The organism is Pseudomonas sp. 2725, from assembly GCF_050434585.1.
Classification (GTDB): Bacteria; Pseudomonadota; Gammaproteobacteria; order Pseudomonadales; family Pseudomonadaceae; genus Aquipseudomonas; species Aquipseudomonas jessenii.
Genome location: NZ_JBNDIV010000003.1, coordinates 631675 through 656209, shown reverse-complemented (window position 1 = coordinate 656209; position 24535 = coordinate 631675). Strand labels below are relative to the sequence as shown.

Sequence of the window (24535 nt, the reverse complement as noted above, 5' to 3'; positions counted from 1 at the left end):
GGAAGTTGCCACACACTCCGGCGCTTGCGGTCAAATTCGAAGGCTTTATCCGGCGGTACGGAAGGTGAAGTTGATGCGTTGCTCGCCCAGTTTCGGATGATGGCCGTCCTTGATCGGCAACACGCCGTGATAACGCAGGCGATCCACGCCACCCCAGACCACGATGTCGCCATGGAACAGGGGAACGCGCTGACTTTTGTCGCTGCGTGCAAAACCGCCGAACAGGAACATCGCCGGCAAACCCAGGGATACCGAAACTATGGGGGCGGCGTAGGAATGTTCGTCCTTATCCTGATGCAATGACATTTTTGCCCCGGGGATATAACGGTTGATCAGGCAGGAATCCGGCGCAAAACCGGTGAACCCTGCTGCCTGTGCCGCCGCTTGCGCCAGTTGGAAAAACACCTCGGGCATCATTGGCCAGGGCTTTGCGGTGTCTGGATCGAGGCGGGTGTACCGATAACCGCTGCGGTCAGTGGTCCAGCCGAATTGACCACAACTGCTCAGGGCGACCGACATGGTGAAACCGCCGGGTGTGACCATTTGCCGAAACGGCGCGGCCGCCAGCACTTCTTCCAGGGCAGGCAGCAAACGCTCCAGCCAGGGCAGGGCGAAGCCTCTGAGCACGTAGGACTGTTCGCCGATCTGCTCGCACCTGGGCTGTTGCTCGGGTTCTGCATCGGCAAACAGATCGAAAGTCTGCGGATTCATGGGTTCATGACGCATCGTGAAAGATGATTCCAAGGGTATGCCGTTTACCGCTGTGCAGGCGACTCACGCCGTGACGCAGGGTAACGCGGTAGTAACCGCGAGTGCCTTTGACTGGACGCTGGTTGACCGCAAAGATCAGCCCGTCGCCTTTCTTCAGATCGATGACCATCGGGCGTGACTGCATTCGCGGGCGCTGTTCAGTCAGGACAAATTCGCCGCCGGTGAAGTCTTGATCCGGGTCTGACAGCAGGATCGCCACTTGCAGCGGGAAAACGTGCTCACCGTACAGATCCTGATGCAAACAGTTGTAGTCCTGCGGACCATATTGCAGCAACAAGGGGGTCGGACGGTTCTGACCAGCGGCATGGCAACGTTCGAGGAAGGCTGGAAGGGTTTCAGGAAAACGCTCCGGCAAGCCCATCTGTTCATGCCAGCGATTGGCGATGGGCACCAGTCGTGGGTAGAGCGCGCTGCGCAAGCGGGCCACAAGTTCCGGTAAGGGGTAGTTGAAATACTTGTACTCGCCTCGGCCGAACCCGTGGCGAGCCATCACCACGTGGGAGCGAAACAGTTCGGTGCGAGGGTACCAGGCGCTGACCTGCCCGCAAGCCTTGTGACTCAGCAGTGACGGGATGACGGCGCAGCCGTCCTGATCAAGTTGCTGCTCCAGCAGGGGCCAGTCCAGCCTGTCCAGATATTGCTCGCTCATTGCCGGGCCTCTTGTGATGGAGGTGGTCAGTCTGCAAGGCAAAAATAAAGCTGGCACTCCGCTGCTTGCGGTTGAACTGCGAGCGGGAGCCGACGTCCATTGTCGCTCCGGATCGTGTTACAACGCTTTACTGACGCTGATGTCGCTGATGACGTCGTCCTGTCCATGAATGGCATCCAGCGCCGCCTTGGCTTCTTCCTGGGTGCCGTTTTCAAGCTGGGCAAACTCGAAGCGGCGCTCACCGTTGAGTTTGTATTTGATGACGTACTTGGTCGTTTGGGCCACGGTTGTATCTGCCTGTCTTGTGTTTCGGGTTCGCTGATCAGCTCAGTTTCGTGCTGGAGCGGCGAATGATTTTGATCGAGTGCGTCAGGGTGGGTTTGCGCGTCACGCTGATAGCGCGGCGGTTGACGGTGTCGATCGTGATGTTCCAGAAACCGGTGCTCGGGGCTGTGATGCGGGCTGGAAACGTGTCGAATGCACCGCCGTGATAGGTGTGACGACCGCCATTCTTGAAGCTGCGGAAGTTGGCGTCGTTCATCAAGCGGATGTTGCACATTTGGGAGCATTGAATGACGACGATGTCGTCTTCATTGAGGTGCTCGCGCTGATGGATAAATTTCATGAGGCGCCTCCAGAAGGGCTTTTTCTACAAAATCAAAACGATAGCATGGGCGATAGGCGCAGTTTATCAGCCCGAACGCCTTATTATCCGACCGCTTCGACAATAAAAAACGCTTATTTCACATTTGATGAGCGATAAAGCAGTTTGTCTCGGAGAAAAATCGCAGTTGCGCTGTCCGAGGGTCTTTAATGGAGGTTTGGTATGAAGTGGGGTTTGTGGTTGTTGCCGATGGCATTGACGATCAGTGGTTGCGCGAACGTCTCGGACATCAACGAGTCCTTGCCGACGATGAACGTGATTTCTGGCAAGAAGCCCCATGAATACGCGCAATGCCTGAGCGAAAAACTGGCCGATAGCCGAGGCGCCTTGCAGATCCAGTCGCACAAGGATGGCTTGCGCGTGATCGTGCCGCTCAAGTTTTCCGTGGGGCCATCTGCCGTGTTTGACATCGAAGAACGCTCCGGCGGCAGCAGCATCAAGCTGCACGAGAGCATGTCCAATGTCCCGGTGCGGCCAAAGGATGTACAGAAGGCTGCCAACGAGTGCATTTCCGGCTGATAGACTATCGACCATCAGCACCGATGCCGCCAAAGCCCTGCTTTGGCGGCATCGTTATTTCTGGAGTCGAACATGAAGCGAGAGCAGGTCCGGGAGCGGCATGCAGAGGGTTTAATCTCTGCCACCCATGTGATTCAGAATCCGGCGGAGCTGGGGGAATGGATCGTGTTTTTCAAGAAAAGCGCCGGGCGCAGCTATTTCCTGGTGGATGACAATGATGAAGTCGAGTCCTTCAGCCGCCTTGATGATCTGATCGATACCGTGCGCGGGCTTGGAATCAAATTCGCCGAAATCCATATGTAGGGCGTGGCGCGTTACCTGCAGATCACCACGACGTTGCGGCTCTTGTAGTTACCGACGTCGGCGCCGAGGGTCTTTTCGCTCTCCTTGAGCGAGGGGGTGCCATCGGTTCCGACAATCTTGTAGCCGGTGCCCGCGCAGGACGCATCGGCCTTTTCGTAGCACGCCGCCCAAGAGTTGGCTTCCCCGGAGCAGTCAATCGATAGACCTTGCTCTCCGTTGGCCAGGTAGGTTTGTTCCGACGTTGCGCAGCCGCTCAGGGCCAATACCGTCAGCAAAGGCAAAACTTTATTCATGGCTTGATCATCGTCAGGGGGGGGGGGGTGGGCTAAGGCTGAGACAGCGCCGGATTCAAAAGGTTATAGCCAAAGGCCACTTCTTTTTCGGTATTCATAAAAAAGCCCTGCGCCATGGCAGGGCTTTTCGCATCGGGCGTCGATCAGCTCTTGTCTTTGCCGCGTCGCTTGGGTTCCGGGTGCTCAAGCTCCAGCACCGAGGCCACTTCGATTGCCAGGGCTTCGGAAGGGAAAGGCCCGGCGATATTTTCACCGGCGACACTGGCCACCCACCATTGGCCGTCTTTCTCCTGATTGATCAGGAATCCGTTGACGCTTTTTACTGCCGACATCTACTTGCCTCGTTGTCTGGTTCAATCGCGCCATGATACCGCCAAACACACTCAAGGGGTGCCGATGGGCGTATGGTGATGGGTTCCGGGCGTTAGAAGCCGTGCATTTGCGCAAGTCTCTGCTATGCATAAGAGGCTGCGCAGCGACCTGCGCACTCCCGCAGGGAACTATCGGCAAGAATATTTCTCTATGTTGGCATCGGTTAGCCAGCGCGGGGCATTGTAAGGTGCACGCCGCCTGATTAGACTGCGCCGAAACTCGTACACACAGCCCTTTCAAGGACTTATATGATCAAGAAATGCTTGTTCCCAGCAGCCGGTTACGGTACTCGCTTCCTGCCAGCGACTAAAGCCATGCCCAAAGAAATGCTGCCGGTGGTGAACAAGCCACTGATCCAGTACGGCGTCGAAGAAGCACTGGATGCCGGCTTGACCGAAATCTCCATCGTCACCGGTCGCGGCAAGCGCGCCCTGGAAGACCACTTCGACATCAGCTACGAGCTGGAAAACCAGATCAAGGGCACCGACAAGGAGAAATACCTGGTCGGCATCCGCAAGCTGCTCGACGAGTGCTCGTTCTCCTACACCCGCCAGACCGAAATGAAAGGCCTGGGCCACGCGATCCTCACCGGCCGTCCACTGATCGGTGATGAGCCGTTCGCCGTGGTACTGGCGGACGACCTGTGCGTCAACCTCGAAGGCGACGGCGTTCTGACCCAGATGGTCAAGCTGTACAAGCAGTTCCGCTGCTCGATCGTGGCCATCCAGGAAGTCGATCCGTCCGAGACCAACAAGTACGGCGTAATCGCCGGCGAGATGATCCGCGACGACATCTACCGCGTACACAGCATGGTTGAAAAACCAAAGCCGGAAGACGCACCGTCGAACCTGGCCATCATCGGCCGCTACATCCTGACCCCGGACATCTTCGACCTGATCGAACAGACCGAGCCAGGCAAGGGCGGCGAAATCCAGATCACCGACGCCCTGATGAAGCAGGCCCAGAACGGCTGCGTGATGGCCTACAAGTTCAAGGGCAAGCGTTTCGACTGCGGCGGCGCCGAAGGCTACATCGACGCGACCAACTTCTGCTTCGAGAACTTCTACAAGACGGGCAAGGCGTACTGATCGCTTTCGACCTGACTGTATTGAAAAGCCACCTTCGGGTGGCTTTTTCATTTTCAGGCCCCATATCGACTGCAGCGCTTGCCCAACAAATGTCTGCGGGTATGCTGGTCACCTGCCGAGGAGATTGAAAATGGCCTACGATTTTGACCTATATGTGATTGGCGCCGGTTCCGGTGGTGTGCGGGCTGCGCGGTTTGCCGCCGGGTTCGGTGCGAAAGTGGCTGTGGCCGAGAGCCGCTACCTGGGCGGTACCTGTGTGAACGTCGGCTGCGTGCCGAAAAAGTTGCTGGTCTACGGTGCGCACTTCGCCGAAGACTTCGAGCAGGCTTCCGGTTTTGGCTGGGGCCTGGATGAAGCGCAGTTCGATTGGTCGACGTTGATCGCCAACAAGGACCGCGAGATCAATCGCCTCAATGGCATTTATCGCAACCTGCTGGTCAACAGCGGAGTGACCTTGCATGAAGGTCACGCGAAGATCGTCGATCCGCATCAGGTCGAGATCAATGGTGAGCGTTTTACCGCCAGGAATATCCTGATCGCCACCGGCGGCTGGCCGCAGATTCCGGAGATTCCGGGGCATGAGCATGCCATCAGTTCCAACCAGGCGTTCTTCCTCAAAGAGCTGCCCAAGCGGGTGCTGGTGGTGGGCGGTGGCTACATTGCGGTCGAGTTCGCCGGGATCTTCCATGGCTTGGGTGCCAAGACCACGCTGCTGTATCGCGGCGAACTGTTCCTGCGCGGCTTCGATGGTTCCGTGCGCAAGCATTTGCAGGAAGAGTTGACCAAGCGCGGCATGGACCTGCAGTTCAATGCGGACATCGAGCGCATCGACAAGCTGGCCGATGGCAGCCTGAAAGTCACGCTCAAGGATGGTCGCCAGCTGGAAGCCGATTGCGTGTTCTACGCCACGGGTCGTCGTCCGATGCTGGACAATCTGGGGCTGGAAAACACCGGGGTGAAACTCGACAGGAAAGGCTTTGTCGAGGTCGATGAGCTGTATCAAACCGCCGAGCCGTCGATCCTGGCGCTGGGCGATGTGATCGGCCGTGTTCAGCTGACGCCGGTGGCCCTGGCTGAAGGCATGGCGGTGGCGCGACGCTTGTTCAAGCCAGAGCAGTATCGTCCGGTGGATTACAAGATGATCCCGACGGCGGTGTTCAGCCTGCCGAACATCGGCACTGTCGGTTTGACCGAGGAAGAGGCTCGCGAAGCCGGTCACGAGGTGCAGATCTTCGAAAGCCGCTTCCGGCCGATGAAGCTGACCCTGACCGAATGCCAGGAGCGCACGCTGATGAAACTGGTGGTGGACGCCAACACCGACAAGGTCCTGGGTTGCCACATGGTCGGCCCGGAAGCCGGTGAAATCGTCCAGGGCCTGGCGATTGCCTTGAAGGCCGGCGCCACCAAGCGCGACTTCGACGAAACCATCGGGGTGCACCCGACGGCCGCCGAAGAGTTCGTCACCATGCGTACGCCGGTCGCCGGTTAAGCGTCCTTCGCTGCGTCTGCCGCTGCCGCAAGGGTCGCGGCCAGACGTACGCGTTCTTCCAGATCCGTCCGGGTCTTGGCCAGATCCATTTCCAGTGACCTGTTGAGCTGCGACTGCTCATCGACGTTCTGCTTGAGTGCCTGGCTTTCCAGTAGGGCGACGCGCAGGCGTTCCTGGAGGAGGGTGCGCTCACCGTCGACGCGGGTGGCCTGTTCCAGCAACTGATCCTGACGGGTATTGCTTTGCTTGAGCTGTTCTTGCAGCAGGCTCAGTTCGCGCAGCGTGCCGCGGTTTTCAGTCAGCAAGCGTTCGTTGTCGCGGTGCAACTGGGTGATTTCATCCTGGCGTACCAGTGCGCTTTGTTGCGCCTGACGCAGTTCCATCTGCAGCTGTTGCACCTGGCCTTCGTGGCGACTCATTTCCTGTTCGCGCTGTTCCTTGACCGCATTGCGGTAGTGCTCCAGTGCGTCGCGAGTGTGCAGGTGCTTTTCTTCAAGGGAGCGGATCTGCTCGTCCTTGTCTTTCAAGCGCAATTCGAAATCGGCCAGCGCCTGATTCAACCCGGCGTTGCGGGTTTGCTCCGTTTGCAGCATGGCTCGAGTTTCTTGCAGGGCCTCGGATTCCTGAGTCAGCGCCAGGCTTTGAAACTCGTATTGCTGGTGCAGTTCGCTGTTGTCCTCTTGCGCTTCGCCGAGCTGGTTTTCCAGCGCCTTGCGTTGTTCTTCGTACTGTGCGCGCGCCTGGTCGATGGGCTCTTGCGCCTGCTCCTTGAGTCTTTGCGCGAGCCGCGCCACCAGCGCCATCAGTTCGTCGTCGATCGGTTCTGTCGGCGCCTCGACAGGTTCGACCTGGTCATCGAGCTCCTTGAGGTAGCGATGAATCGTGGTTTTCGAGCCGGTATTGCCCATTTCGATGCGTACGGCATCGATGCTGGGGTTTTCGCCGCGGGCGAGGATCGCCAACCGAGCGGCTTGAACCACCGCTTTATTTACACCGCCGCGTGCCATGAGATCTCCCGGGTTTTGATGATGTGGTACGTACCACGTAAATACACATTGTACCATTCAATAGAAAAAGTTAAATGCTGAATGTGATTAACACGGGATATACTGGTATTACCCCGTGTGATCGAAGTTTCTAGGTATTCCCCGCACTGTTTCCGTACACCAACCCTTGTAGGAGCGAGCTTGCTCGCGAAAAACCCGAGAACGCCGCGGGGCACCTGGCAGTCAGCGTTATCGTTGACGACCATCGCGAGCGAGCTCGCTCCTACAGTCGGTTAAAACAGGTTCATTTCCTATGAGCGATATGGATCGCTATCTGCAAGCCGCGACTCGCGACAACACCCGTCGCAGCTATCGGGCGGCCATCGAGCACTTCGAAGTCACGTGGGGCGGTTTTCTGCCGGCAACCGGCGACAGCGTGGCGCGCTACCTGGTGGCTCATGCCGGCGTGTTGTCGATCAACACGCTGAAATTGCGTTTGTCGGCATTGGCGCAGTGGCACAACAGCCAGGGCTTTGCCGACCCCACCAAGGCGCCTGTGGTGCGCAAAGTTTTCAAGGGCATTCGCGCGCTGCACCCGGCCCAGGAAAAACAGGCAGAACCCTTACAGCTTCAGCACCTGGAACAGGTGGTCAGTTGTCTGGAGCAAGAAGTGCAGACCGCCAGGGCCACAGGCGACCGACCGGGTTTGCTGCGGGCCAGGCGCGACATGGCCCTGATCCTGTTGGGCTTCTGGCGTGGCTTTCGCAGTGATGAGTTGTGCCGGCTTCAGGTGGAACACGTGCAGGCCAGCGCCGGTTCCGGCATCAGTCTCTATCTACCGCGTAGCAAAAGTGATCGCGATAACCTTGGCAAGACCTATCAGACACCGGCCTTGCAACGCTTGTGTCCGGTGCAGGCTTATATCGACTGGATTACCGAGGCGGCACTGGTGCGTGGGCCGGTGTTCCGTGGCATCGACCGCTGGGGGCATCTGGGCGAGGAGGGATTGCACGCCAACAGCGTGATTCCGTTATTGCGTCAGGCGTTGGCGCGAGCAGGTATCGCCGGTGAGCTTTACACCAGTCATTCCTTGCGTCGCGGCTTTGCCACCTGGGCGCATCAAAGTGGCTGGGATCTGAAGTCGCTGATGAGCTATGTGGGCTGGAAGGACATGAAGTCGGCCATGCGCTACATCGAAGCCAGTCCGTTTCTCGGCATGGCGCGTATCACGGAAAAGTCCGTCTCACCCTAGATACCGTTTTCTTCTATTAATACAGTTGGCTAATAGCGAAAGCCAATCAGCAGCATCAGGTTTGCCAATGAGCCTTCCGTTCGTCGAGTGGGTAAAGTTCTTTCCATCAACTTCTTAACCCCTGACGGAGAGTCAACGATGCCTATCATCAACAGCCAAGTTAAACCGTTCAAAGCTGACGCATTCAAAAATGGCGACTTCGTAAAAGTCTCGGACGCAGACCTGAAAGGCAAGTGGTCCGTGGTGTTCTTCTACCCGGCCGACTTCACCTTCGTCTGCCCGACCGAGCTGGAAGACCTGGCTGACAACTACGACGCGTTCCAGAAACTGGGCGTCGAGATCTACAGCGTTTCCACCGACACCCATTTCGCCCACGCTGCCTGGCACAACACTTCGCCAGCCATCGGCAAGATCCAGTACACCATGATCGGCGATCCGACCCACGCGATCTCCCGCAACTTCGACGTATTGATCGAAGAAGCAGGCCTGGCTGACCGTGGCACCTTCGTGATCAACCCTGAAGGCCAGATCAAGATCGTTGAACTCAACGACGGCGGTGTAGGCCGTGACGCTTCCGAGCTGCTGCGCAAGATCAAGGCTGCCCAGTACGTCGCTGCTCACCCAGGTCAGGTTTGCCCAGCCAAGTGGAAAGAAGGCGAGGCCACTCTGGCGCCGTCCCTGGACCTGGTCGGCAAGATCTAAGTCTGTGATCGCACCATCAGGGCGGAACTCCGCACCTACTCGGTAAGCTGCACCGCCCAATAAAAACGCCCGGGCGAGATTCGCTCGGGCGTTTTTTTATGCCCGCTCTAAATGAATCAGTCAAAAGGAAATCGCCCGTATGTTGGACGCCAATCTTAAAGCCCAGTTGAAATCGTACCTGGAACGGGTCACCCAGCCGATCGAGATCGTTGCCTCCCTCGACGACGGTGCGAAATCCCAGGAAATGCTAGAGCTGTTGAAAGACGTTGCCAGTCTTTCCAGCCAGATTACTTTGCTCGACAACGGTGACGATGCACGCAAGCCATCGTTCTCGATCAATCGCCCGGGTGCCGATATCAGCCTGCGTTTCGCCGGCATCCCGATGGGCCACGAATTCACTTCGCTGGTGCTGGCCTTGCTGCAAGTCGGCGGCCACCCTTCGAAGGCCAGTGTCGATGTGATCGAACAGATCCGGTCGCTCAAAGGCGAGTTCAACTTCGAGACTTACTTCTCGCTGTCCTGTCAGAACTGCCCGGACGTGGTCCAGGCGCTGAACCTGATGGCGGTACTGAACCCGAACATTCGCCACGTCGCCATCGACGGCGCGCTGTTCCAGGCTGAAGTCGATGAGCGCCAGATCATGGCGGTCCCCAGCATCTACCTTAACGGTGTGAACTTCGGCCAGGGCCGCATGGGCCTGGAGGAAATCCTCGCCAAGATCGACACCAGCGGCATCGAACGCCAGGCCGAGAAAATCAGCGCCAAAGAAGCCTTTGACGTGCTGGTGGTCGGCGGTGGACCGGCCGGTGCTTCGGCGGCAATCTACGCGGCCCGAAAAGGCATTCGCACCGGTGTCGCGGCCGAACGTTTTGGTGGGCAGGTGCTGGACACCATGGCCATTGAGAACTTTATCTCGGTGCAGGAAACCGAAGGCCCGAAACTGGCCGTGGCCCTGGAAGAACACGTCAAGCAGTACGACGTGGACATCATGAACCTGCAGCGTGCCGACAAACTGGTACCCGGCAAGAATGGCGAGCTGCACCAGATTCACTTCGCCAGCGGCGCCTCGTTGAAGGCCAGGACCGTGATTCTGGCGACCGGTGCGCGGTGGCGAGAAATGAACGTTCCCGGTGAGCAGCAATACCGCAACAAGGGCGTGGCGTACTGCCCGCATTGCGACGGCCCGCTGTTCAAGGGCAAGCGCGTGGCGGTGATTGGCGGCGGCAACTCCGGCGTCGAAGCGGCCATCGACCTGGCCGGTATCGTGTCCCATGTCACGCTGCTGGAGTTCGAAGTGCAGTTACGTGCCGATGCGGTATTGCAGCGCAAGTTGCACAGCCTGCCGAACGTCACCGTGATCACCAGTGCGCAAACCACTGAAGTCAGCGGTGACGGTCAGAAGGTCAACGGCCTGCGCTACAAGGATCGTCAGAGCGACGAATTGCGCAGCGTGGAACTGGAAGGGATCTTTGTGCAGATCGGTCTGTTGCCCAACACTGATTGGCTCAAAGGCACCATCGAATTGTCGCCCCGTGGCGAGATCATCGTCGACGCTCGCGGTGAAACGTCGGTGCCGGGTGTGTTCGCTGCCGGTGACGTGACCACGGTGCCGTACAAGCAGATCGTGATCGCAGTGGGCGAGGGTGCCAAGGCTTCCCTGAGCGCTTTCGATCACTTGATCCGGACCTCGGCTCCGGCATAAATCGGACGCTGAAAACAAAAAACCTTGTAGGAACTCGCTCGCGATGGTCGTCAACGATAACGCTGGCTGGCAGGTGCCCCGCTGCGTTCTCGGGTTTATCGCTAGCAAGCTCGCTCCCACAAAGGGGTATCGGCGCCGGCGCTGCAATATACAACCCTGTAGGAGCGAGCTCGCTCGCGATGATCGTCAACGATAACGCTGGTTGGCAGGTGCCCCGCGGCGTTCTCGGGTTTATCGCGAGCAAGCTCGCTCCTACAGAGGGGCATCGGCGCCGGCGCTGCAAATATACAACCCTGTAGGAGCGAGCTCGCTCGCGATGGTCGTCAACGATAACGCTGGTTGGCAGGTGCCCCGCGGCGTTCTCGGGTTTATCGCGAGCAGGCTCGCTCCTACAGAGGGGTATCGGCGCCGGCTCTGAAAACACAAAACCCCATGATTGATCATGGGGTTTTGTGTTCCACACATTCCAAATGTTGGATTTGTTGTGCGGGTTACAGCGGTGCTGGCTGAATGATCTCTACCCAATAGGCGTCCGGATCCTTGATGAACGCCAGGCTCTTCATGCGGCCATCGCTCAAGCGTTTCTGGAAATCGCAGCCCAGTGCTTCAAAGCGCTCGCAGGCGGCGACGATGTCCGGCACCGAGATGCAGATGTGGCCAAAACCGCGCGGGTCGGTGTTGCCATTGTGGTAGGCGAAATCCGCATCGTTCTCGGTGCCGTGGTTGTGGGTCAGCTCCAGGATGCCTGGGATCGATTTCATCCACTCGGTGCGCGCGGTGGCGTCGGCCGGGATCTGGTTCTTGTCCACTAGCGCCAGGAAATACAGGCTGAACTCGGCTTCCGGGAAATCGCGTTTTTCCACCAGGGTAAAACCCAGGATGCGTGTGTAGAAATCCAGGGACTTGGTGATGTCCTTGACCCGCAGCATGGTGTGGTTGAAGACAAATTTCTGTGTAGCGGCGTCCGGTTGGGCGGTAACGCCGGGGAAGGTGTTCAATTCGTGCAGGCTCATGGGCCCTCCGGAAAATATGTGGGCTAACGAATGGAGACAATGATACGCAAGGGTTCGGACATCACCAAACCCAAACAGTCGGCTATTGCCTGACAGCCGGCCTGGGCCCAGACTTTACGGCTTGAACCTTGAGTGCCCATTGCAATGATTCGATTCCGTAACGTGCTGTTCATCCTGCTAAGCGTGCTTTCGCTGGCTGGCGCTGCTCGCGCCGATGCGCCAGTGGTGACCTGGCCGCAAGGCTGGCAGGTCGAAGACGTGCCTGAATCGGCGTCGGGGGTCAGTCGCCAGCGGGCGGTGAAAAATGATCAGGATGGATCGCCGCTCATGGTGATGGAACTGACCATGAGCCCGGTGCAAAGCGGTCACCAGGTAAACCTCGAAGGCGTACTGCTGGAGATGCGCAAGTCGGTTCAAAAAGACTTCTTTCAGGGCGGATATCAAAGTGTCTGCACGCGCATTCATTCGACTACGTTGAGTCGATTGGCCGCGCTGGAAACAGCCTGCACCATCACGCAAAACGGCAGGCATGTGCTTTCTCAAACATTGGTGGCCGCGGTGGACGCCGATAAGGCCTATGTTCTTTCCTACGCAGGGCAGGCCGAGGCTTATAAGGCGAGCCGGGATGAAATAGACGCTGCCCGTAACAGCTTGAAACTTTAGTAAGCGGCAGTGCTTTTTCGATGCATGAAAAATATTTTAGATATCCAAATGGATTAAGCACAAAGTTGATGGCAGTTAGTAATTGTCGGGTGCCGGCCCCGGGCATTTAGATAGCCCATGAAAAAGCCCTGCATAAGCAGGGCTTTTTTGTCGCCGCGAGAGTTAGCCGCGCAACCAGGAATCAACGGTGGCTGCACCGTACTGTTCTTTCCAGGCTTTCAGGCCGCGGTGGTTGCCGCCCTTGGTTTCAATCAGCTCGCCGGTGTGCGGGTTCTGATAAACCTTGACCACACGGGCGCGGCGGGTTTTAGGGGCGGCTGCCTGCAGCAGGCCGGATTTTGCCGGGTTAGGATCGAGAATGGCGATGATGTCGCGCAGGCTCTTGCCATAGGTTTTCATCAAGCCCTGGAGCTTCTCTTCGAATTCGATTTCTTTCTTGAGCCCGGCATCGTTCTTCAGGGATTCCAACTGCTTGAGCTGTTCTTGAAGGGCCTTTTCGGCTGCACGAAATTCAGCGAGTCTGGACAATATCTTTACTCCAATAGTGTGTTTGGTTGATGCCAACCGCAAACAAAGCTATAAGCCAAGAGCCTTGAAGCGACTCGGTGATAGTGGCTCACCTGCCAATTTAGCGCAGGCATCAAAAATTGTAGTAGTTAATTGGCCAAGAGTAAATCCTGTCTTTTTCTTCATGTAACGTCAGAAGTGTTTTGATTCAAATTGGTGCGGCTAATCGTTTGTTTTGGCGATTGAATTCGCGAGTTAATGGTCGCTTAATGCACTAATGAATTCCGCGCCGGGCATGGGTTTGCCGAACAGATAACCTTGCAGAAAGTTGACCTGGTGAACGCTCAGGTAATCACTCTGTTCGCGGGTTTCGACACCTTCGGCCACCAGGGCAAGGTCGAGTTTGACCGCCAGTTCGATGATGCTGTCGAGGATGTGGCTCGACAGTGTGTCGATGCCGATCATGGCGACAAAACTCTGGTCGATTTTCAGAAAATCGACATTGAACTGCCGCAGGTAGCCAAGGCTTGAATGGCCGGTGCCGAAGTCGTCGATGGCGATTTTCACGCCCAGTTCGCGAAGTTGTTCGAACAGTTGCAGGGTGATGGCCGTGGGCTCGATCAATTCACGTTCGGTCAGTTCCAGTACCAGATGGATCGAGCCTGGCTCGAACGCATCGAGAAACTCGCGGCAATCCTTGACCAGTTCCAGGTCCTGGCAATGGCTGGCGGTGATGTTGATGCCAATGTGAAACGGCTTGTTGAAGCTGGCCGATTGCGGTGCGAGCAGGGCGGCGGTTTGTCGCATCAGTGAGCGGGTCATCGGCACGATCAGCCCGGAGTGCTCGGCAAACGGAATGAACAGATCCGGACGCACCAGGCCTTCCTTTGGGTGTTGCCAGCGCATCAGCACTTCAGCGCCGGACCAGCTTTTACTGTCGCCATGCACCACGGGCTGGAAATACGGAATGAACTCTGAAGCTTCCAGTGCCCGCTGCATTTCCTGGGTAGGTGCCGAGGAGCGCTTTTGCAGGACGTGACCAATAGCCCCGGCAATCACACCGAAGAAAATCAGCAGACTGAGCAGCGGCGGATATTCGCTGCGTATGTATCGCCAGATTTCGCCTTTGGGAAAACCGGCTTCCACGGCAAAAGCATAGTGCCCGGAGGTCAAGTGACTTTGCGCAACGGGCAGGTCAGGCGCAGTGCCGGTATGAACCTTGCCATCGGCGGATATCCAGTCCGGGCCAACTTGCAGCACCAGCAAGGTATTGCGACCGATCAGGCGCAGGGTATTAATCAAGTGATAACCATCGAGGGTCGACAGTGCGCCTTTTTTTCCTTCGCTCACCCGGTACACCAGCACGGCGGTGTTGGGCGTTACCGGATTGCCGCTCAAGAGCCATAAGGCGCCCTGGGTGTAGTCACCGGGGTTGACCTTCTCCTGGTAGTCGCCGAACAGAGAGCTGCAATAGAGGTTGTTGTCCCACACCAGATTGGTTGAACGCACGAAGGGGCGGCGAGTGACCTGCTCGCGCAGCGCCAGTGTGACTTCACCGCAACTCTGGCCTGCCAGCGGCAGCAATTCACGAGCAGCCTGGGCGTTGTTGTCGAGCATCAGGTCGAACTGACGAATCGCTTCTTCGGCGGTTTGTTCGGCGTCTTGTTTGAGCGCACGCCCTGCTTGCATGTAAAGAATGGCGGCACCCAGCAGCACCGGGAGCAAACCACTGATCAGAGTGACGGCAATTCTTGTGCTGCGACTGCGGGTTTTGGCTTTCAGCGGCATTCGCGAGTCCTGTCACGAAGATGTAAGGCTCTCAATTGATGGCGGGGCAAAACGCCTCCCATGAAGAGTTCGGGTATGGGCCATGATAGTTGGCCGTTGGCGGTTATGCCGCTCAACGCAAATCAAGGCTTTCGGCCAGCCTGATAAAGGCCAGCGTCGCGGGTGATGCCTGGCGTCGATCGAGCACCGCCAGGCCGACCTGGCGCAACACCGCCGGCGACAGAGGTTTTTTCACGCAGCGGCGGTCAATCTGATTAGGCAATGAACCTTCGGCAACCACCGTCACCCCGTCGCCACGAGCGACGACATCCAGGGTGCTGATCAACTGCGAGCAGCGATAACGGATATTGGGCGTCAGTCGGGCCACTGTGAACAGACGTGAAACCAGCTCCGAAGAACCGGCCTCGGTCAGCACTAACGGGAAGTCGCACAGATCCTTCAGGCTCAGGCTGTCGTGAGCCGCCAGCGGATGGTCGGCGGGCAGCAGCGCGACCATCTGGTCTTCGATCAGCGCGACCGTGTCGAAACGCTCCTCGGGCAATACCACAAAGCCAATGTCGATCCGCCGTTCCTCCAGCCACTGGAGTACCTGACGGTCGGGGCCTTCGTCGATATGCACCTCGATGCCGGGATGGGCGGCGCGGTACTGCTGCAGAATCAACGGCAGCAATTTGATCGATGAAGTCGGGCCGAAGGAGCCGATTCGCAGCGTGCCGCGTTTCATGCCCCTGGCATCGGCCGCTTCCTGGCGCAGGGTGTTGGCCAGGCCGAGCATCGCCCGGGCGCGCAGCAACAACTGCTGGCCAATGTCGCTCAGTTCGACCTGGGTTTGATGCCGGCGCAGCAGTTCGACACCCAACTCCAACTCCAGGGACTTCAAGGCATGGGACACCGCCGATTGGGAAATACCCAGGCGATTGGCCGCTGCCGTGAAGCCGTGGAGTTCGGCCACGAGGGAGAAAATCTCCAGTTGAGTGAGGGTCATGAGTGTTTGCTCATTTTACGATGACTGGGTATTAACCGAATGATACGGCATCTATCCGACATCCGGTCCTGGAATCTATGACGATCTGCGAGCAAAGCCTGTCAAAACCATCGGATCTTCCGGTGTATCTGAAACTGGCGGCGGTCACCATGGTGTGGGGTGGCACCTTCGTTGCCGGACGCTATCTGGCCGCTGACCTCAGCCCGCTACTGGCTGCCAGCCTGCGGTTTCTGCTGGCCAGCGTGGCCTTGCTGCTGTTTATACGCATGGCACGCACACCGCTGGTCCGGCCCAGCCCCCGGCAATGGCTGCAATTGTCATTGCTTGGCTTTTTCGGGATATTTTTTTACAACCTGTGCTTCTTTTATGGCCTGCATTACATCAACGCTTCACGGGCATCCTTGATCGTGGCGCTGAATCCGGCGGTGATCGGCCTGGCTTCCTGGCTGCTGTTCAAGGAGCGTTTGAATCGGGCGAAAGTCGTCGGCATTGCGATCTGCGTGGCGGGCGCGAGCATGGTGATCGTCAGTCGCGACCCGCAACTACTGGCCGGCGGTGCCGATGTCTGGCTCGGCGATTTGCTGATTTTCGGCTGCGTCCTCGGCTGGGGTGTCTACTCGCTGTTCTCCAAAGAGCTGAATCACACCCTGGGCCCGGTGCAAACGGTGACCTATTCGATCCTGCTGGGCACCGTCATGCTCTGGATGACCTGCATCGCGCGCGGCGAGGTGAGTGTCGCCGCGATCGCCCAGCTGGGTGCGCAGCAATGGTTGAGCCTTTTGTACCTGGGCGTGCTGGGGTCGGCGCTGGCGTACATCGGCTACTACGACGGTATTCGCAAAATCGGCGCGACCCGTTCCGGGGTGTTCATTGCCTTGAACCCGTTGACGGCGGTGATCCTTGGCGCACTGCTGCTGGATGAGCCGCTGACGCTGGCCATGTGCCTGGGTGGCGGGCTGATACTGGCGGGGATTTTCCTCTGCAACAAACCCCTTGCGCAGGCATGGAAAAAGGGGATTTGATACAGAAGGCGGACAAACTGATTTACGCTGTGTAGAATCGGGTTACGCATACAATAATAATCGTCTTCTGGCAGCAGAAGCCTCGCCCGCAAGAGCCTTGGGTCGAAAATGAAGATATTCGGGTTTCAACTGATCTACGGTGACTTTCTCGCCCGCAGTGTGCGGGGCATCTCCTGTGCGCCACCCACCGGTCTCAGCATTGCTTACAACTAACCTTTGTTAATTGATAAAAAAATGATGAGGCGCCGACCATGGCAGATTTATACGAAAACCCAATGGGCCTGATGGGCTTTGAATTCATCGAGCTCGCATCGCCGACCCCGAACACCCTGGAGCCGATCTTCGAGATCATGGGCTTCACCAAGGTGGCGACCCACCGTTCCAAGGACGTGCACCTGTATCGCCAGGGCGCGATCAACCTGATCCTCAACAACGAACCCCACAGCGTGGCTTCGTATTTCGCGGCCGAGCATGGTCCGTCGGTGTGCGGCATGGCGTTTCGCGTCAAGGATTCGCAAAAAGCCTACAAGCGTGCCCTGGAACTCGGCGCCCAGCCGATCCACATCGAAACCGGCCCGATGGAACTGAACCTGCCGGCGATCAAAGGCATCGGCGGCGCACCGCTGTACCTGATCGATCGTTTCGGCGAAGGCAGCTCGATCTATGACATCGACTTCGTGTTCATCGAAGGCGTCGACCGCCATCCGGTCGGTGCCGGCTTGAAGATCATCGATCACCTGACCCACAACGTGTATCGCGGTCGCATGGCCTACTGGGCCAACTTCTACGAGAAGCTGTTCAACTTCCGTGAAATCCGCTACTTCGACATCAAGGGCGAATACACCGGCCTGACCTCCAAGGCCATGACCGCACCCGATGGCATGATCCGCATCCCGCTGAACGAAGAGTCGTCCAAGGGCGCCGGGCAGATCGAAGAGTTCCTGATGCAGTTCAACGGCGAGGGCATCCAGCACGTTGCGTTCCTGTCCGATGACCTGATCAAGACCTGGGACCACCTGAAAAGCATCGGCATGCGCTTCATGACCGCGCCGCCGGAGACCTACTACGAAATGCTCGAAGGCCGTTTGCCGAACCACGGCGAGCCGGTGGACCAACTGCAGGCGCGGGGCATTTTGCTGGACGGTTCGTCCGAGTCGGGCGACAAGCGTCTGCTGCTGCAGATCTTCTCGGAAACCCTGATGGGGCCGGTGTTCTTCGAGTTCATCCAGCGCAAGGGCGACGACGGTTTCGGCGAAGGCAACTTCAAGGCGCTGTTCGAATCCATCGAGCGTGACCAGGTGCGTCGTGGTGTTCTCTCCACTGACTAATCCGTTACACCGATAAAACTGTGGGAGCGGGCTTGCTCGCGAAGGCGTCGTATCAGGCTACTTGAATAGTGACTGACACACCGCATTCGCGAGCAAGCCCGCTCCCACATTTTGTTTTGCGTGTGCTTAAGGTCTGCGCTGCCGGACCAGATGCTTGAACCCTTCAAACACCAGCACCAGCACGGCCATCCAGATCGGGATGTAGGTCAGCCATTCCCCGGCCTTGATGCTTTCTCCCAGCAGCAACGCCACGCCCAGCAGCAACACCGGTTCGACATAGCTCAACAAGCCGAACAGGCTGAACGGCAGCAGGCGGCTGGCAATGATGTAGACCACCAATGCCGATGCGCTGATCACGCCGAGCATCGGGATCAACAGCGATAACCATGGATGCTGTTCAAACACACCAAAACCTTGCGCGCCGCTCTGGACGAACCAGATCGCCACCGGCAGCGTCAACGCCATGTCCAGCCACAAGCCACCGAGATTGTCCGCCGCCAGTCGTTTGCGCAGGACGAAGTAGGCCGGATAACCCACGCAGACCAGCAAGGTCGCCCAGGAAAAACCACCGACCTGATACACCTCGTTGACCACCCCGAGGCAGGCGAACACCACCGCGACTTTTTGCAGATAGGACAGGCTTTCGCCGTAGGCCAGGCGACCGGTCAAGACCATGGTCAGCGGCAGCAGGAAATAGCCGAGTGATACGTCGAGGCTGTAGCCGTTCAACGGTGCCCACATGAACAGCCACAATTGCACGCCGAGCAGGGCAGAGGAGGCGATCAGCGCGCCCATCAGTTTCGGATTGGCCATGGCGCGCCGAACGATCTCCAGCACGCGCTTCCACTCCCCGGACACCACCATGAACACGGTCATGCACGGGACGGTCAGCAGCATGCGCCAACCGAAGATTTCCACGCCGCTCAAGGGGCTGAGCAGCGATGTGTAGTAGTACATGACGGCAAACAGCACCGAGGCTGAAACCGATAGAGCGATACCTTTAGACAAGCTGTCCTCGCGAGGTAGAAGGTGAAACGGGGGGCGGAGGATACGTGGTTTTTGTGCTGAATATTGTCCGGATGATCAATATTTCCAACATCCCCTGTAGGAGCGAGCCTGTTCGCGATGAACGACCAGACACCGCGGGCAGGCAGGCTCCCCGCGTTATCGTTGACCACCATCGTGAGCAAGCTCGCTCCTACAGTGGTTTAAAGCGATCTGCGGCCGGACACAAAGTGGCTCACATCATTGAACCCCGGTGTCGACGCATGCCCCGGTGTCACCAGCGAATCGATGAACGCCTCATCCTCTGCCGTGATCTTCACTGCCTGCGCCTTAGTGTAGGCGTCCCACTGCGCTTCGGTACGCGGCCCGACAATGGCCGAGGTCACGGCGCTGTTGTTCAGCACCCAGGCGATCGCGAACTCGACGATGCCGACGCCGCGTTCCTGAGTGTATTGCTGGATTTGCTGGGCGATGCGCAGGGATTCGACGCGCCATTCGGTTTCCAGGATGCGTTTGTCCTGGCGTCCGGCACGACTGTTGGCATCAGGTTTCACATCCGGTGCGTATTTGCCGCTGAGCACCCCGCGCGCCAGCGGGCTGTAGGGCACCACGCCAAGGCCGTAGCTTTGAGCCGCTGTGAACTGCTCGGTTTCTGCCTGGCGGTTGACGATGTTGTACAGCGGCTGGCTGATCACCGGCCGGTCAACGCTCAGTTTGTCGGCGACGCGAATGACTTCGGCGATGCGCCAGCCACGGTAGTTGGACAGGCCCCAGTAACGGATTTTCCCTTGGCGGATCAAGTCACCGATGGCCGATACCGTGACCTCCAGCGGCGTATTGTGGTCTTCGCGGTGCAGGTAATAGATGTCGAGATAGTCGGTGCCCAGGCGCGTCAGGCTGGCATCGATGCCGTTGAACAGGTGCTTGCGGCTCAGACCGCTGCGGTTGGGAACGCCGTCCACGGGACCGAAGCCGACCTTGGTGGCCAGCACCCATTCATGGCGGCGGCTGGCGATGGCCTCACCGACGATTTCCTCGGAACGGCCGTTGGTGTAGACGTCGGCGGTGTCGATGAAATTGATACCCTGGTCCCAGGCCTTGTCGATGATCCGCAGGGAATCTTCGGTGCTGGTCTGTTCGCCGAACATCATGGTGCCCAGGGTCAGGGTGGACACCTGCAGACCCGAATGACCCAGCGTGCGGTAGCTCATGAGCAAATCCTTTTACCAGTGGGAAAGGCTCAATCAGATACCAGAACCAATGCCGGGAGCAAACGCAAATCTCAAACACACACAAACCAACTGTAGGAGCGAGCTTGCTCGCGATGGAGTGTCAGCTACATGGGCGTGTCTGACACTCCTTCGCGAGCAAGCTCGCTCCCACAGGGGATTTGTGTTGATCAGGTGCGCAAGGTTCGGGTCATGCGCAACGCCAGTAAACTGCCGCAGACAATCACACCCGCCAGCAGGTACAGCGCCGCATCGGTCGAGCCGGTGCTGTCCTTGACCCAACCCACCAGGTACGGGCTGAGGAAACCGGCCATCTGCCCCATCGAGTTGATCAGCGCCAGGCCACCGGCGGCAGCGCCCGCACTGAGCAGAGAGGTCGGCACCGGCCAGAACATCGGCAGGCCGGTGAGGGCGCCCATGGTGGCGATGGTCAGACCAAGAATCGCGATGGCCGGGTTGGCGGCGAAATTCACCGCGATCAGCAGCCCCAGCGCCCCCATCAGCATCGGCACCACCAAATGCCAGCGGCGTTCTTTGCGCAGGTCGGCTGAACGACCGACCATCAGCATGAATACGGCGGCGAGCAGATACGGAATCGCGCTCAACCAGCCGATCACCAGGTTATCGCTGAAGCCCAGGTTCTTGATGATCGACGGCAGCCAGAAGTTGATCGCATAGACGCCACTCTGGATGCAGAAATAGATCAGGCCGAAAGCCCAGATCGCCGGGTTCTTGAACACCGCCAGCAGCGAATCGGTCGTGGTTTTCGGCTTGTTCGCCAGATCTTCGGCGTGGTCGGCTTCCAGCACCGAACGCTCAAACGGAGTCAGCCACTTGGCATTGGCGTAGCTGTCGCTGAGCAGGAAGTAAGCCAGCGCACCCAGGATGACGGTGGGAATGCCTTGCAGCAGGAACATCCACTGCCAGCCGGCGAGACCGCCCTGGCCGGCGGCGAAGTGGTTGAGAATCCACCCGGAGAACGGGCTGCCGAGCAGGCCCGACACCGGGATCGCCGACATGAACAAGGCCATGATGCGGCCACGGCGGAAGGTCGGGAACCACTGCGAGAGGTACAGCACCACGCCCGGGAAGAACCCGGCTTCGGCCGCGCCGGTGAACAGGCGCAGGGTATAGAACTCGGTCGGCGTGGTGACGAACAGCAGGCAGGTCGACAGGGTGCCCCAGGCAATCATCATCAGCGCAATCCAGCGCCGCGGGCCGAATTTGGTCAGGGCCAGGTTGCTTGGCACGCCGCACAGCACGTAACCGATAAAGAAGATGCCGGCGCCGAGGCCGTACACGGTTTCGCTGAACTTCAGCGCGTCGAGCATTTGCAGTTTGGCAAATCCAACGTTTACCCGGTCGAGGTAGTTGAACAGGTAGCAGATGAAAATGAAGGGGATCAAACGCAGGGTGATGCGCTTGTAGACGGCGTTTTTGTCGTCAGCGATGGCCTGGGACGCTACGGCGCTCTGTGTCATGGCGGCTCTCTCTTTATTATGATTTTTTGCGATGCAAAGGGTAACGTTGATCGCCCAGAGAGTCTCGACCACCCTCAGGGTGGCTGTCTTTGTGCCTGAGCACAGGGTTTGCAACCAAGGCCTGTGCGGGTGAACAACCCGTTCCATCACTGTCTTCAAGGATCCCCGCTATGTTCGAACTCGATCACGACCTGGCCCAGGACATCGTCGACCGGGCGATGGCTATCCTGCCGTACAACGTCAACGTCATGGACAGCCAGGGTTTGATCCTGGGCAGCGGCGAACCGGAGCGGGTCAATACCCGGCATGAGGGCGCGCAACTGGTATTGGCCAATGGCCGGGTGGTGGAGATCGATGCGCAGACGGCGATTCACCTCAAGGGCGTACAACCGGGGATCAACCTGCCATTGATGCTCGACCAGCGCCTGATTGGCGTGCTGGGCATCACCGGCGAACCCGAGCAACTGCGCACCTACGCCGAGCTGGTGCGCATGACCGCCGAAATGCTGGTGGGCCAACGCAACCAGCAGGCCGAACAGCAATGGCGGCGCCAGCGCTGCGATGACTTGCTGGCGCTGCTTCTGAGCGAAGCCGGGGATTCTCCACGACTGGTCGATGAAGCGCAGCAGTTGGGCCTCAAACCACAAATGACTCGTGTGCCGTACTTGTTCGAACTGGGCCTGGAGCACGCACCAGGACAAACCGTCGAGGCACTGAGTGCCTGGTTGACGAGCCGTCATCCGGACAGTTGGTGCGTGAGTTCGGCCAAAACCTCATTGCTCTGGTGCCGACCGGCCAGCCAGACGGTCGAGAACGAGCGCTTGCTGGACAAGCTCGACGGCCTGGGCTGGAACATCCTGCGCATTGCCGTGGGTGGGCAGGCCGATGGACTTTCCGGATTGCGTCGCTGCTATCGCCGGGTCGGTGACTTGCTGGCCTACGGGCGCGAAGTGCTGCCGCGCTCCCGATTGCTGACGCTCAACCGCTATCGGCTGCCGGTGATGCTCTGGCGCCACCGCAACGACGACGCCCTCGACGAATTGCTCAATCCGCTGCGCAAGGTCATTGCCAAAGACAGCAACGGCCAGTTGTTGGCCACCCTGCGCAGTTGGTGCGAACACGACGGCCAGAGCCAGGCCTGCGCCGATGCACTGGGCATCCATCGCAACAGCCTGCGGTATCGCATGGAGCGGATTGCCGAGCTGAGTGGGGTTGATCCATTGCGACTGGACGGCATGCTCGCGTTGTATCTGGGGGTGCAACTGCTGCCCGAGTCAGACGCCCATCCATGAATCACGCAATTGCCCTGTGGGAGCGAGCTTGCTCGCGATAGCGGTGTGTCAGCGGCATTAATGCTGACTGATGCGCCGCCATCGCGAGCAAGCTCGCTCCCACAGTTATTTGTGGTGGTGCACAGATTTGTGGACGATGCCGCTCCCGCCGGGTTTTGTGGAAATGAACAATAATCCTCAACACCGCTTGTGCAGCGGCCCGGCGTTATTGTTCATGGCGGCTGGCAGCATGTGGGCATTGGAACTGGAGAATTCCCATGAAAATCGTGATCGCCCCCGATTCGTTCAAGGACAGCCTCAGCGCTCAAGGCGTGGCCGATGCCATTGCATTGGGATTGGCGCAGGTCTGGCCTGATGCCCAACTGATCAAATGCCCGATGGCCGACGGCGGGGAAGGGACTGTCGAGTCGATCCTGGCCGCGTGCGAAGGCCAGCAGCGCCGCACCCTGGTTCGCGGGCCGCTGGGGGCCATGGTGGATGCCGCCTGGGGCTGGTTGCCCCAGAGCCACACCGCGATCATCGAAATGGCCGAGGCCAGCGGTTTGCAGTTGGTCCCGGTGGCGCAACGGGATGCGTGCATCAGCAGCACCTTCGGTACCGGGCAACTGATCCGGGCCGCGCTGGAGGCCGGCGCACAACGGGTGATCCTGGCGATTGGCGGCAGTGCGACCAATGACGGCGGCGCTGGCGCCATGCAGGCCTTGGGCGTGAGATTGCTCGACGCTCAGGGGCAGACGCTGTCACCGGGCGGCCTCGCCCTTGGGCAATTGGCCCGCGTCGACCTGAGCGAAATTGATCCGCGCCTGGCCCAGGTGCGCTTCGACATCGCCGCCGACGTCAACAACCCGCTGTGCGGTCCCCACGGTGCCTCGGCGATTTTCGGCCCGCAAAAAGGCGCCTCGCCCGTGCAGGTCGAGCAACTGGACCGCGCCCTGGGGCACTTTGCCGACCATTGCGCGCAAGCCTTGAACAACGACGTGCGCGACGAGCCGGGCAGTGGTGCGGCGGGCGGCCTGGGGTTTGCCGCCAAGGCGTTCCTCGGTGCGCAATTTACGGCCGGGGTCGAGGTGGTTGCCGAACTGGTGGGGCTGGCCGACGCCATTGCAGGCGCCGATCTGGTGATCACCGGTGAAGGGCGTTTCGATGCGCAAACCCTGCGCGGCAAGACGCCGTTTGGCGTGGCGCGAGTCGCCCGGGAACACGGCGTGCCGGTCATTGTCATCGCCGGCACGTTGGGCGAGGGCTATCAGGCACTGTACGAGCACGGTATCGACGCTGCGTTTGCCCTGGCGAGCGGGCCGATGACCCTGGAGCAGGCTTGTGCCGAAGCGCCGCGCTTGTTGCGTGAGCGGGCGACCGATGTGGCGCGGGTTTGGCGGCTGGCCAGTCGCTGACCTTTCGAACACCCCAATCCCTGTGGGAGCGAGCTTGC

26 protein-coding genes are annotated in these 24535 nt (G+C 58.9%); 12 read left to right on the top strand and 14 right to left on the bottom strand.

From position 1 onward, the window contains the following. Nucleotides 1-45: 45 nt before the first annotated feature. From alkB to ABIE16_RS10780, 4 genes are all read right to left on the bottom strand, one after another. Complete coding sequence (alkB, locus tag ABIE16_RS10795) at nucleotides 46-726, bottom strand: DNA oxidative demethylase AlkB (protein ID WP_429521105.1); 681 nt, start codon at nucleotides 724-726, stop codon at nucleotides 46-48. Then, the gene (locus tag ABIE16_RS10790) at nucleotides 716-1420 is read right to left on the bottom strand and encodes a 2OG-Fe(II) oxygenase (RefSeq protein WP_340312092.1); all 705 of its coding nucleotides are present in this window, start codon (nucleotides 1418-1420) and stop codon (nucleotides 716-718) included. The genes alkB and ABIE16_RS10790 overlap by 11 nt, the downstream gene beginning before the upstream one ends. A gap of 117 nt (nucleotides 1421-1537) precedes the next feature. Beyond that, nucleotides 1538-1705, bottom strand: a complete 168-nt coding sequence (locus tag ABIE16_RS10785) for a hypothetical protein (RefSeq protein WP_090455470.1) — start codon at nucleotides 1703-1705, stop codon at nucleotides 1538-1540. A gap of 37 nt (nucleotides 1706-1742) precedes the next feature. Next, a complete protein-coding gene (locus tag ABIE16_RS10780; RefSeq protein WP_007912251.1) occupies nucleotides 1743-2045 on the bottom strand; it encodes a DUF1883 domain-containing protein in 303 nt (100 codons plus the stop codon). A 201-nt stretch (nucleotides 2046-2246) separates the two neighbouring features. Here ABIE16_RS10780 and ABIE16_RS10775 point away from each other — a divergent pair, with 201 nt between their 5' ends. Both ABIE16_RS10775 and ABIE16_RS10770 read left to right on the top strand, forming a co-directional pair. Beyond that, nucleotides 2247-2603, top strand: coding sequence for a hypothetical protein (locus ABIE16_RS10775; RefSeq protein ID WP_057714660.1), 357 nt, complete (start codon nucleotides 2247-2249; stop codon nucleotides 2601-2603). A 72-nt stretch (nucleotides 2604-2675) separates the two neighbouring features. Beyond that, complete coding sequence (locus ABIE16_RS10770; protein WP_008053025.1) at nucleotides 2676-2906, top strand: hypothetical protein; 231 nt, start codon at nucleotides 2676-2678, stop codon at nucleotides 2904-2906. Between the two features lie 11 nt (nucleotides 2907-2917). Here ABIE16_RS10770 and ABIE16_RS10765 read toward each other — a convergent pair whose 3' ends face one another. Together ABIE16_RS10765 and ABIE16_RS10760 are read right to left on the bottom strand one after the other, a co-directional pair. After that, nucleotides 2918-3199 (bottom strand): hypothetical protein, encoded by a 282-nt coding sequence (locus ABIE16_RS10765; RefSeq protein ID WP_057714661.1) that lies wholly within the window; start codon nucleotides 3197-3199, stop codon nucleotides 2918-2920. 143 nt (nucleotides 3200-3342) lie between these two features. Next, nucleotides 3343-3531 (bottom strand): hypothetical protein, encoded by a 189-nt coding sequence (locus tag ABIE16_RS10760; RefSeq protein WP_007985505.1) that lies wholly within the window; start codon nucleotides 3529-3531, stop codon nucleotides 3343-3345. Between the two features lie 288 nt (nucleotides 3532-3819). On the opposite strand from ABIE16_RS10760, the gene galU reads away from it, so the two are divergent. Next, entirely contained in the window at nucleotides 3820-4659 is an 840-nt protein-coding gene (galU, locus tag ABIE16_RS10755) for a UTP--glucose-1-phosphate uridylyltransferase GalU (RefSeq protein ID WP_056724500.1), read from the top strand. 130 nt (nucleotides 4660-4789) lie between these two features. Next, a complete protein-coding gene (gorA, locus tag ABIE16_RS10750; protein WP_429521104.1) occupies nucleotides 4790-6148 on the top strand; it encodes a glutathione-disulfide reductase in 1359 nt (452 codons plus the stop codon). Here the strand turns inward: gorA and ABIE16_RS10745 are convergent. Then, complete coding sequence (locus ABIE16_RS10745) at nucleotides 6145-7155, bottom strand: DNA-binding protein (RefSeq protein WP_429521103.1); 1011 nt, start codon at nucleotides 7153-7155, stop codon at nucleotides 6145-6147. The two genes, gorA and ABIE16_RS10745, sit on opposite strands and share 4 nt — an antisense overlap. A gap of 292 nt (nucleotides 7156-7447) precedes the next feature. Between ABIE16_RS10745 and ABIE16_RS10740 the strand changes: the two genes are divergently transcribed. The 3 genes from ABIE16_RS10740 (at nucleotide 7448) to ahpF (ending at nucleotide 10790) form a co-directional block, all read left to right on the top strand. After that, nucleotides 7448-8386 carry a site-specific integrase gene (locus tag ABIE16_RS10740; protein ID WP_429521102.1) on the top strand — a complete coding sequence of 313 codons (939 nt, stop codon included), beginning with the start codon at nucleotides 7448-7450 and terminating at the stop codon, nucleotides 8384-8386. A 138-nt stretch (nucleotides 8387-8524) separates the two neighbouring features. Further along, complete coding sequence (gene ahpC / locus ABIE16_RS10735; RefSeq protein WP_007975937.1) at nucleotides 8525-9088, top strand: alkyl hydroperoxide reductase subunit C; 564 nt, start codon at nucleotides 8525-8527, stop codon at nucleotides 9086-9088. Nucleotides 9089-9227: 139 nt separating this feature from the next. After that, nucleotides 9228-10790 carry an alkyl hydroperoxide reductase subunit F gene (ahpF, locus tag ABIE16_RS10730; RefSeq protein ID WP_429521101.1) on the top strand — a complete coding sequence of 521 codons (1563 nt, stop codon included), beginning with the start codon at nucleotides 9228-9230 and terminating at the stop codon, nucleotides 10788-10790. Nucleotides 10791-11281: 491 nt separating this feature from the next. On the opposite strand, the gene gloA is transcribed toward ahpF, so the two are convergent. Then, entirely contained in the window at nucleotides 11282-11803 is a 522-nt protein-coding gene (gene gloA / locus ABIE16_RS10725) for a lactoylglutathione lyase (protein WP_057714666.1), read from the bottom strand. Nucleotides 11804-11947: 144 nt separating this feature from the next. Here gloA and ABIE16_RS10720 point away from each other — a divergent pair, with 144 nt between their 5' ends. Further along, nucleotides 11948-12466 carry a DUF4946 domain-containing protein gene (locus ABIE16_RS10720; RefSeq protein ID WP_429521168.1) on the top strand — a complete coding sequence of 173 codons (519 nt, stop codon included), beginning with the start codon at nucleotides 11948-11950 and terminating at the stop codon, nucleotides 12464-12466. A gap of 162 nt (nucleotides 12467-12628) precedes the next feature. Here ABIE16_RS10720 and ABIE16_RS10715 read toward each other — a convergent pair whose 3' ends face one another. The 3 genes from ABIE16_RS10715 to ABIE16_RS10705 all read right to left on the bottom strand — a co-directional run bounded on the left by ABIE16_RS10715 (nucleotide 12629) and on the right by ABIE16_RS10705 (nucleotide 15746). After that, nucleotides 12629-12994 carry a histone-like nucleoid-structuring protein, MvaT/MvaU family gene (locus ABIE16_RS10715; protein ID WP_008051761.1) on the bottom strand — a complete coding sequence of 122 codons (366 nt, stop codon included), beginning with the start codon at nucleotides 12992-12994 and terminating at the stop codon, nucleotides 12629-12631. 234 nt (nucleotides 12995-13228) lie between these two features. Further along, complete coding sequence (locus ABIE16_RS10710; RefSeq protein WP_340312074.1) at nucleotides 13229-14761, bottom strand: EAL domain-containing protein; 1533 nt, start codon at nucleotides 14759-14761, stop codon at nucleotides 13229-13231. A 112-nt stretch (nucleotides 14762-14873) separates the two neighbouring features. Then, a complete protein-coding gene (locus ABIE16_RS10705) occupies nucleotides 14874-15746 on the bottom strand; it encodes a LysR family transcriptional regulator (RefSeq protein WP_429521100.1) in 873 nt (290 codons plus the stop codon). A 77-nt stretch (nucleotides 15747-15823) separates the two neighbouring features. Here ABIE16_RS10705 and ABIE16_RS10700 point away from each other — a divergent pair, with 77 nt between their 5' ends. Continuing rightward, entirely contained in the window at nucleotides 15824-16768 is a 945-nt protein-coding gene (locus ABIE16_RS10700) for a DMT family transporter (protein WP_429521099.1), read from the top strand. Nucleotides 16769-17019: 251 nt separating this feature from the next. Beyond that, complete coding sequence (hppD, locus tag ABIE16_RS10695) at nucleotides 17020-18096, top strand: 4-hydroxyphenylpyruvate dioxygenase (protein WP_057714671.1); 1077 nt, start codon at nucleotides 17020-17022, stop codon at nucleotides 18094-18096. A 126-nt stretch (nucleotides 18097-18222) separates the two neighbouring features. Here the strand turns inward: hppD and rarD are convergent, their stop codons facing one another. From rarD to ABIE16_RS10680, 3 genes are all read right to left on the bottom strand, one after another. Continuing rightward, a complete protein-coding gene (gene rarD, locus ABIE16_RS10690; protein WP_429521098.1) occupies nucleotides 18223-19104 on the bottom strand; it encodes an EamA family transporter RarD in 882 nt (293 codons plus the stop codon). Between the two features lie 200 nt (nucleotides 19105-19304). Beyond that, entirely contained in the window at nucleotides 19305-20312 is a 1008-nt protein-coding gene (locus tag ABIE16_RS10685) for an aldo/keto reductase (RefSeq protein ID WP_429521097.1), read from the bottom strand. Nucleotides 20313-20500: 188 nt separating this feature from the next. After that, nucleotides 20501-21811: an MFS transporter gene (locus tag ABIE16_RS10680; protein WP_218498150.1), complete on the bottom strand. Its 1311-nt coding sequence runs from the start codon at nucleotides 21809-21811 to the stop codon at nucleotides 20501-20503. A gap of 170 nt (nucleotides 21812-21981) precedes the next feature. Here ABIE16_RS10680 and ABIE16_RS10675 point away from each other — a divergent pair, with 170 nt between their 5' ends. Beyond that, entirely contained in the window at nucleotides 21982-23103 is a 1122-nt protein-coding gene (locus ABIE16_RS10675) for a sugar diacid recognition domain-containing protein (RefSeq protein ID WP_429521096.1), read from the top strand. Between the two features lie 257 nt (nucleotides 23104-23360). Further along, nucleotides 23361-24497 carry a glycerate kinase gene (locus ABIE16_RS10670; protein ID WP_429521095.1) on the top strand — a complete coding sequence of 379 codons (1137 nt, stop codon included), beginning with the start codon at nucleotides 23361-23363 and terminating at the stop codon, nucleotides 24495-24497. The last annotated feature ends 38 nt before the right edge of the window (nucleotides 24498-24535 follow it).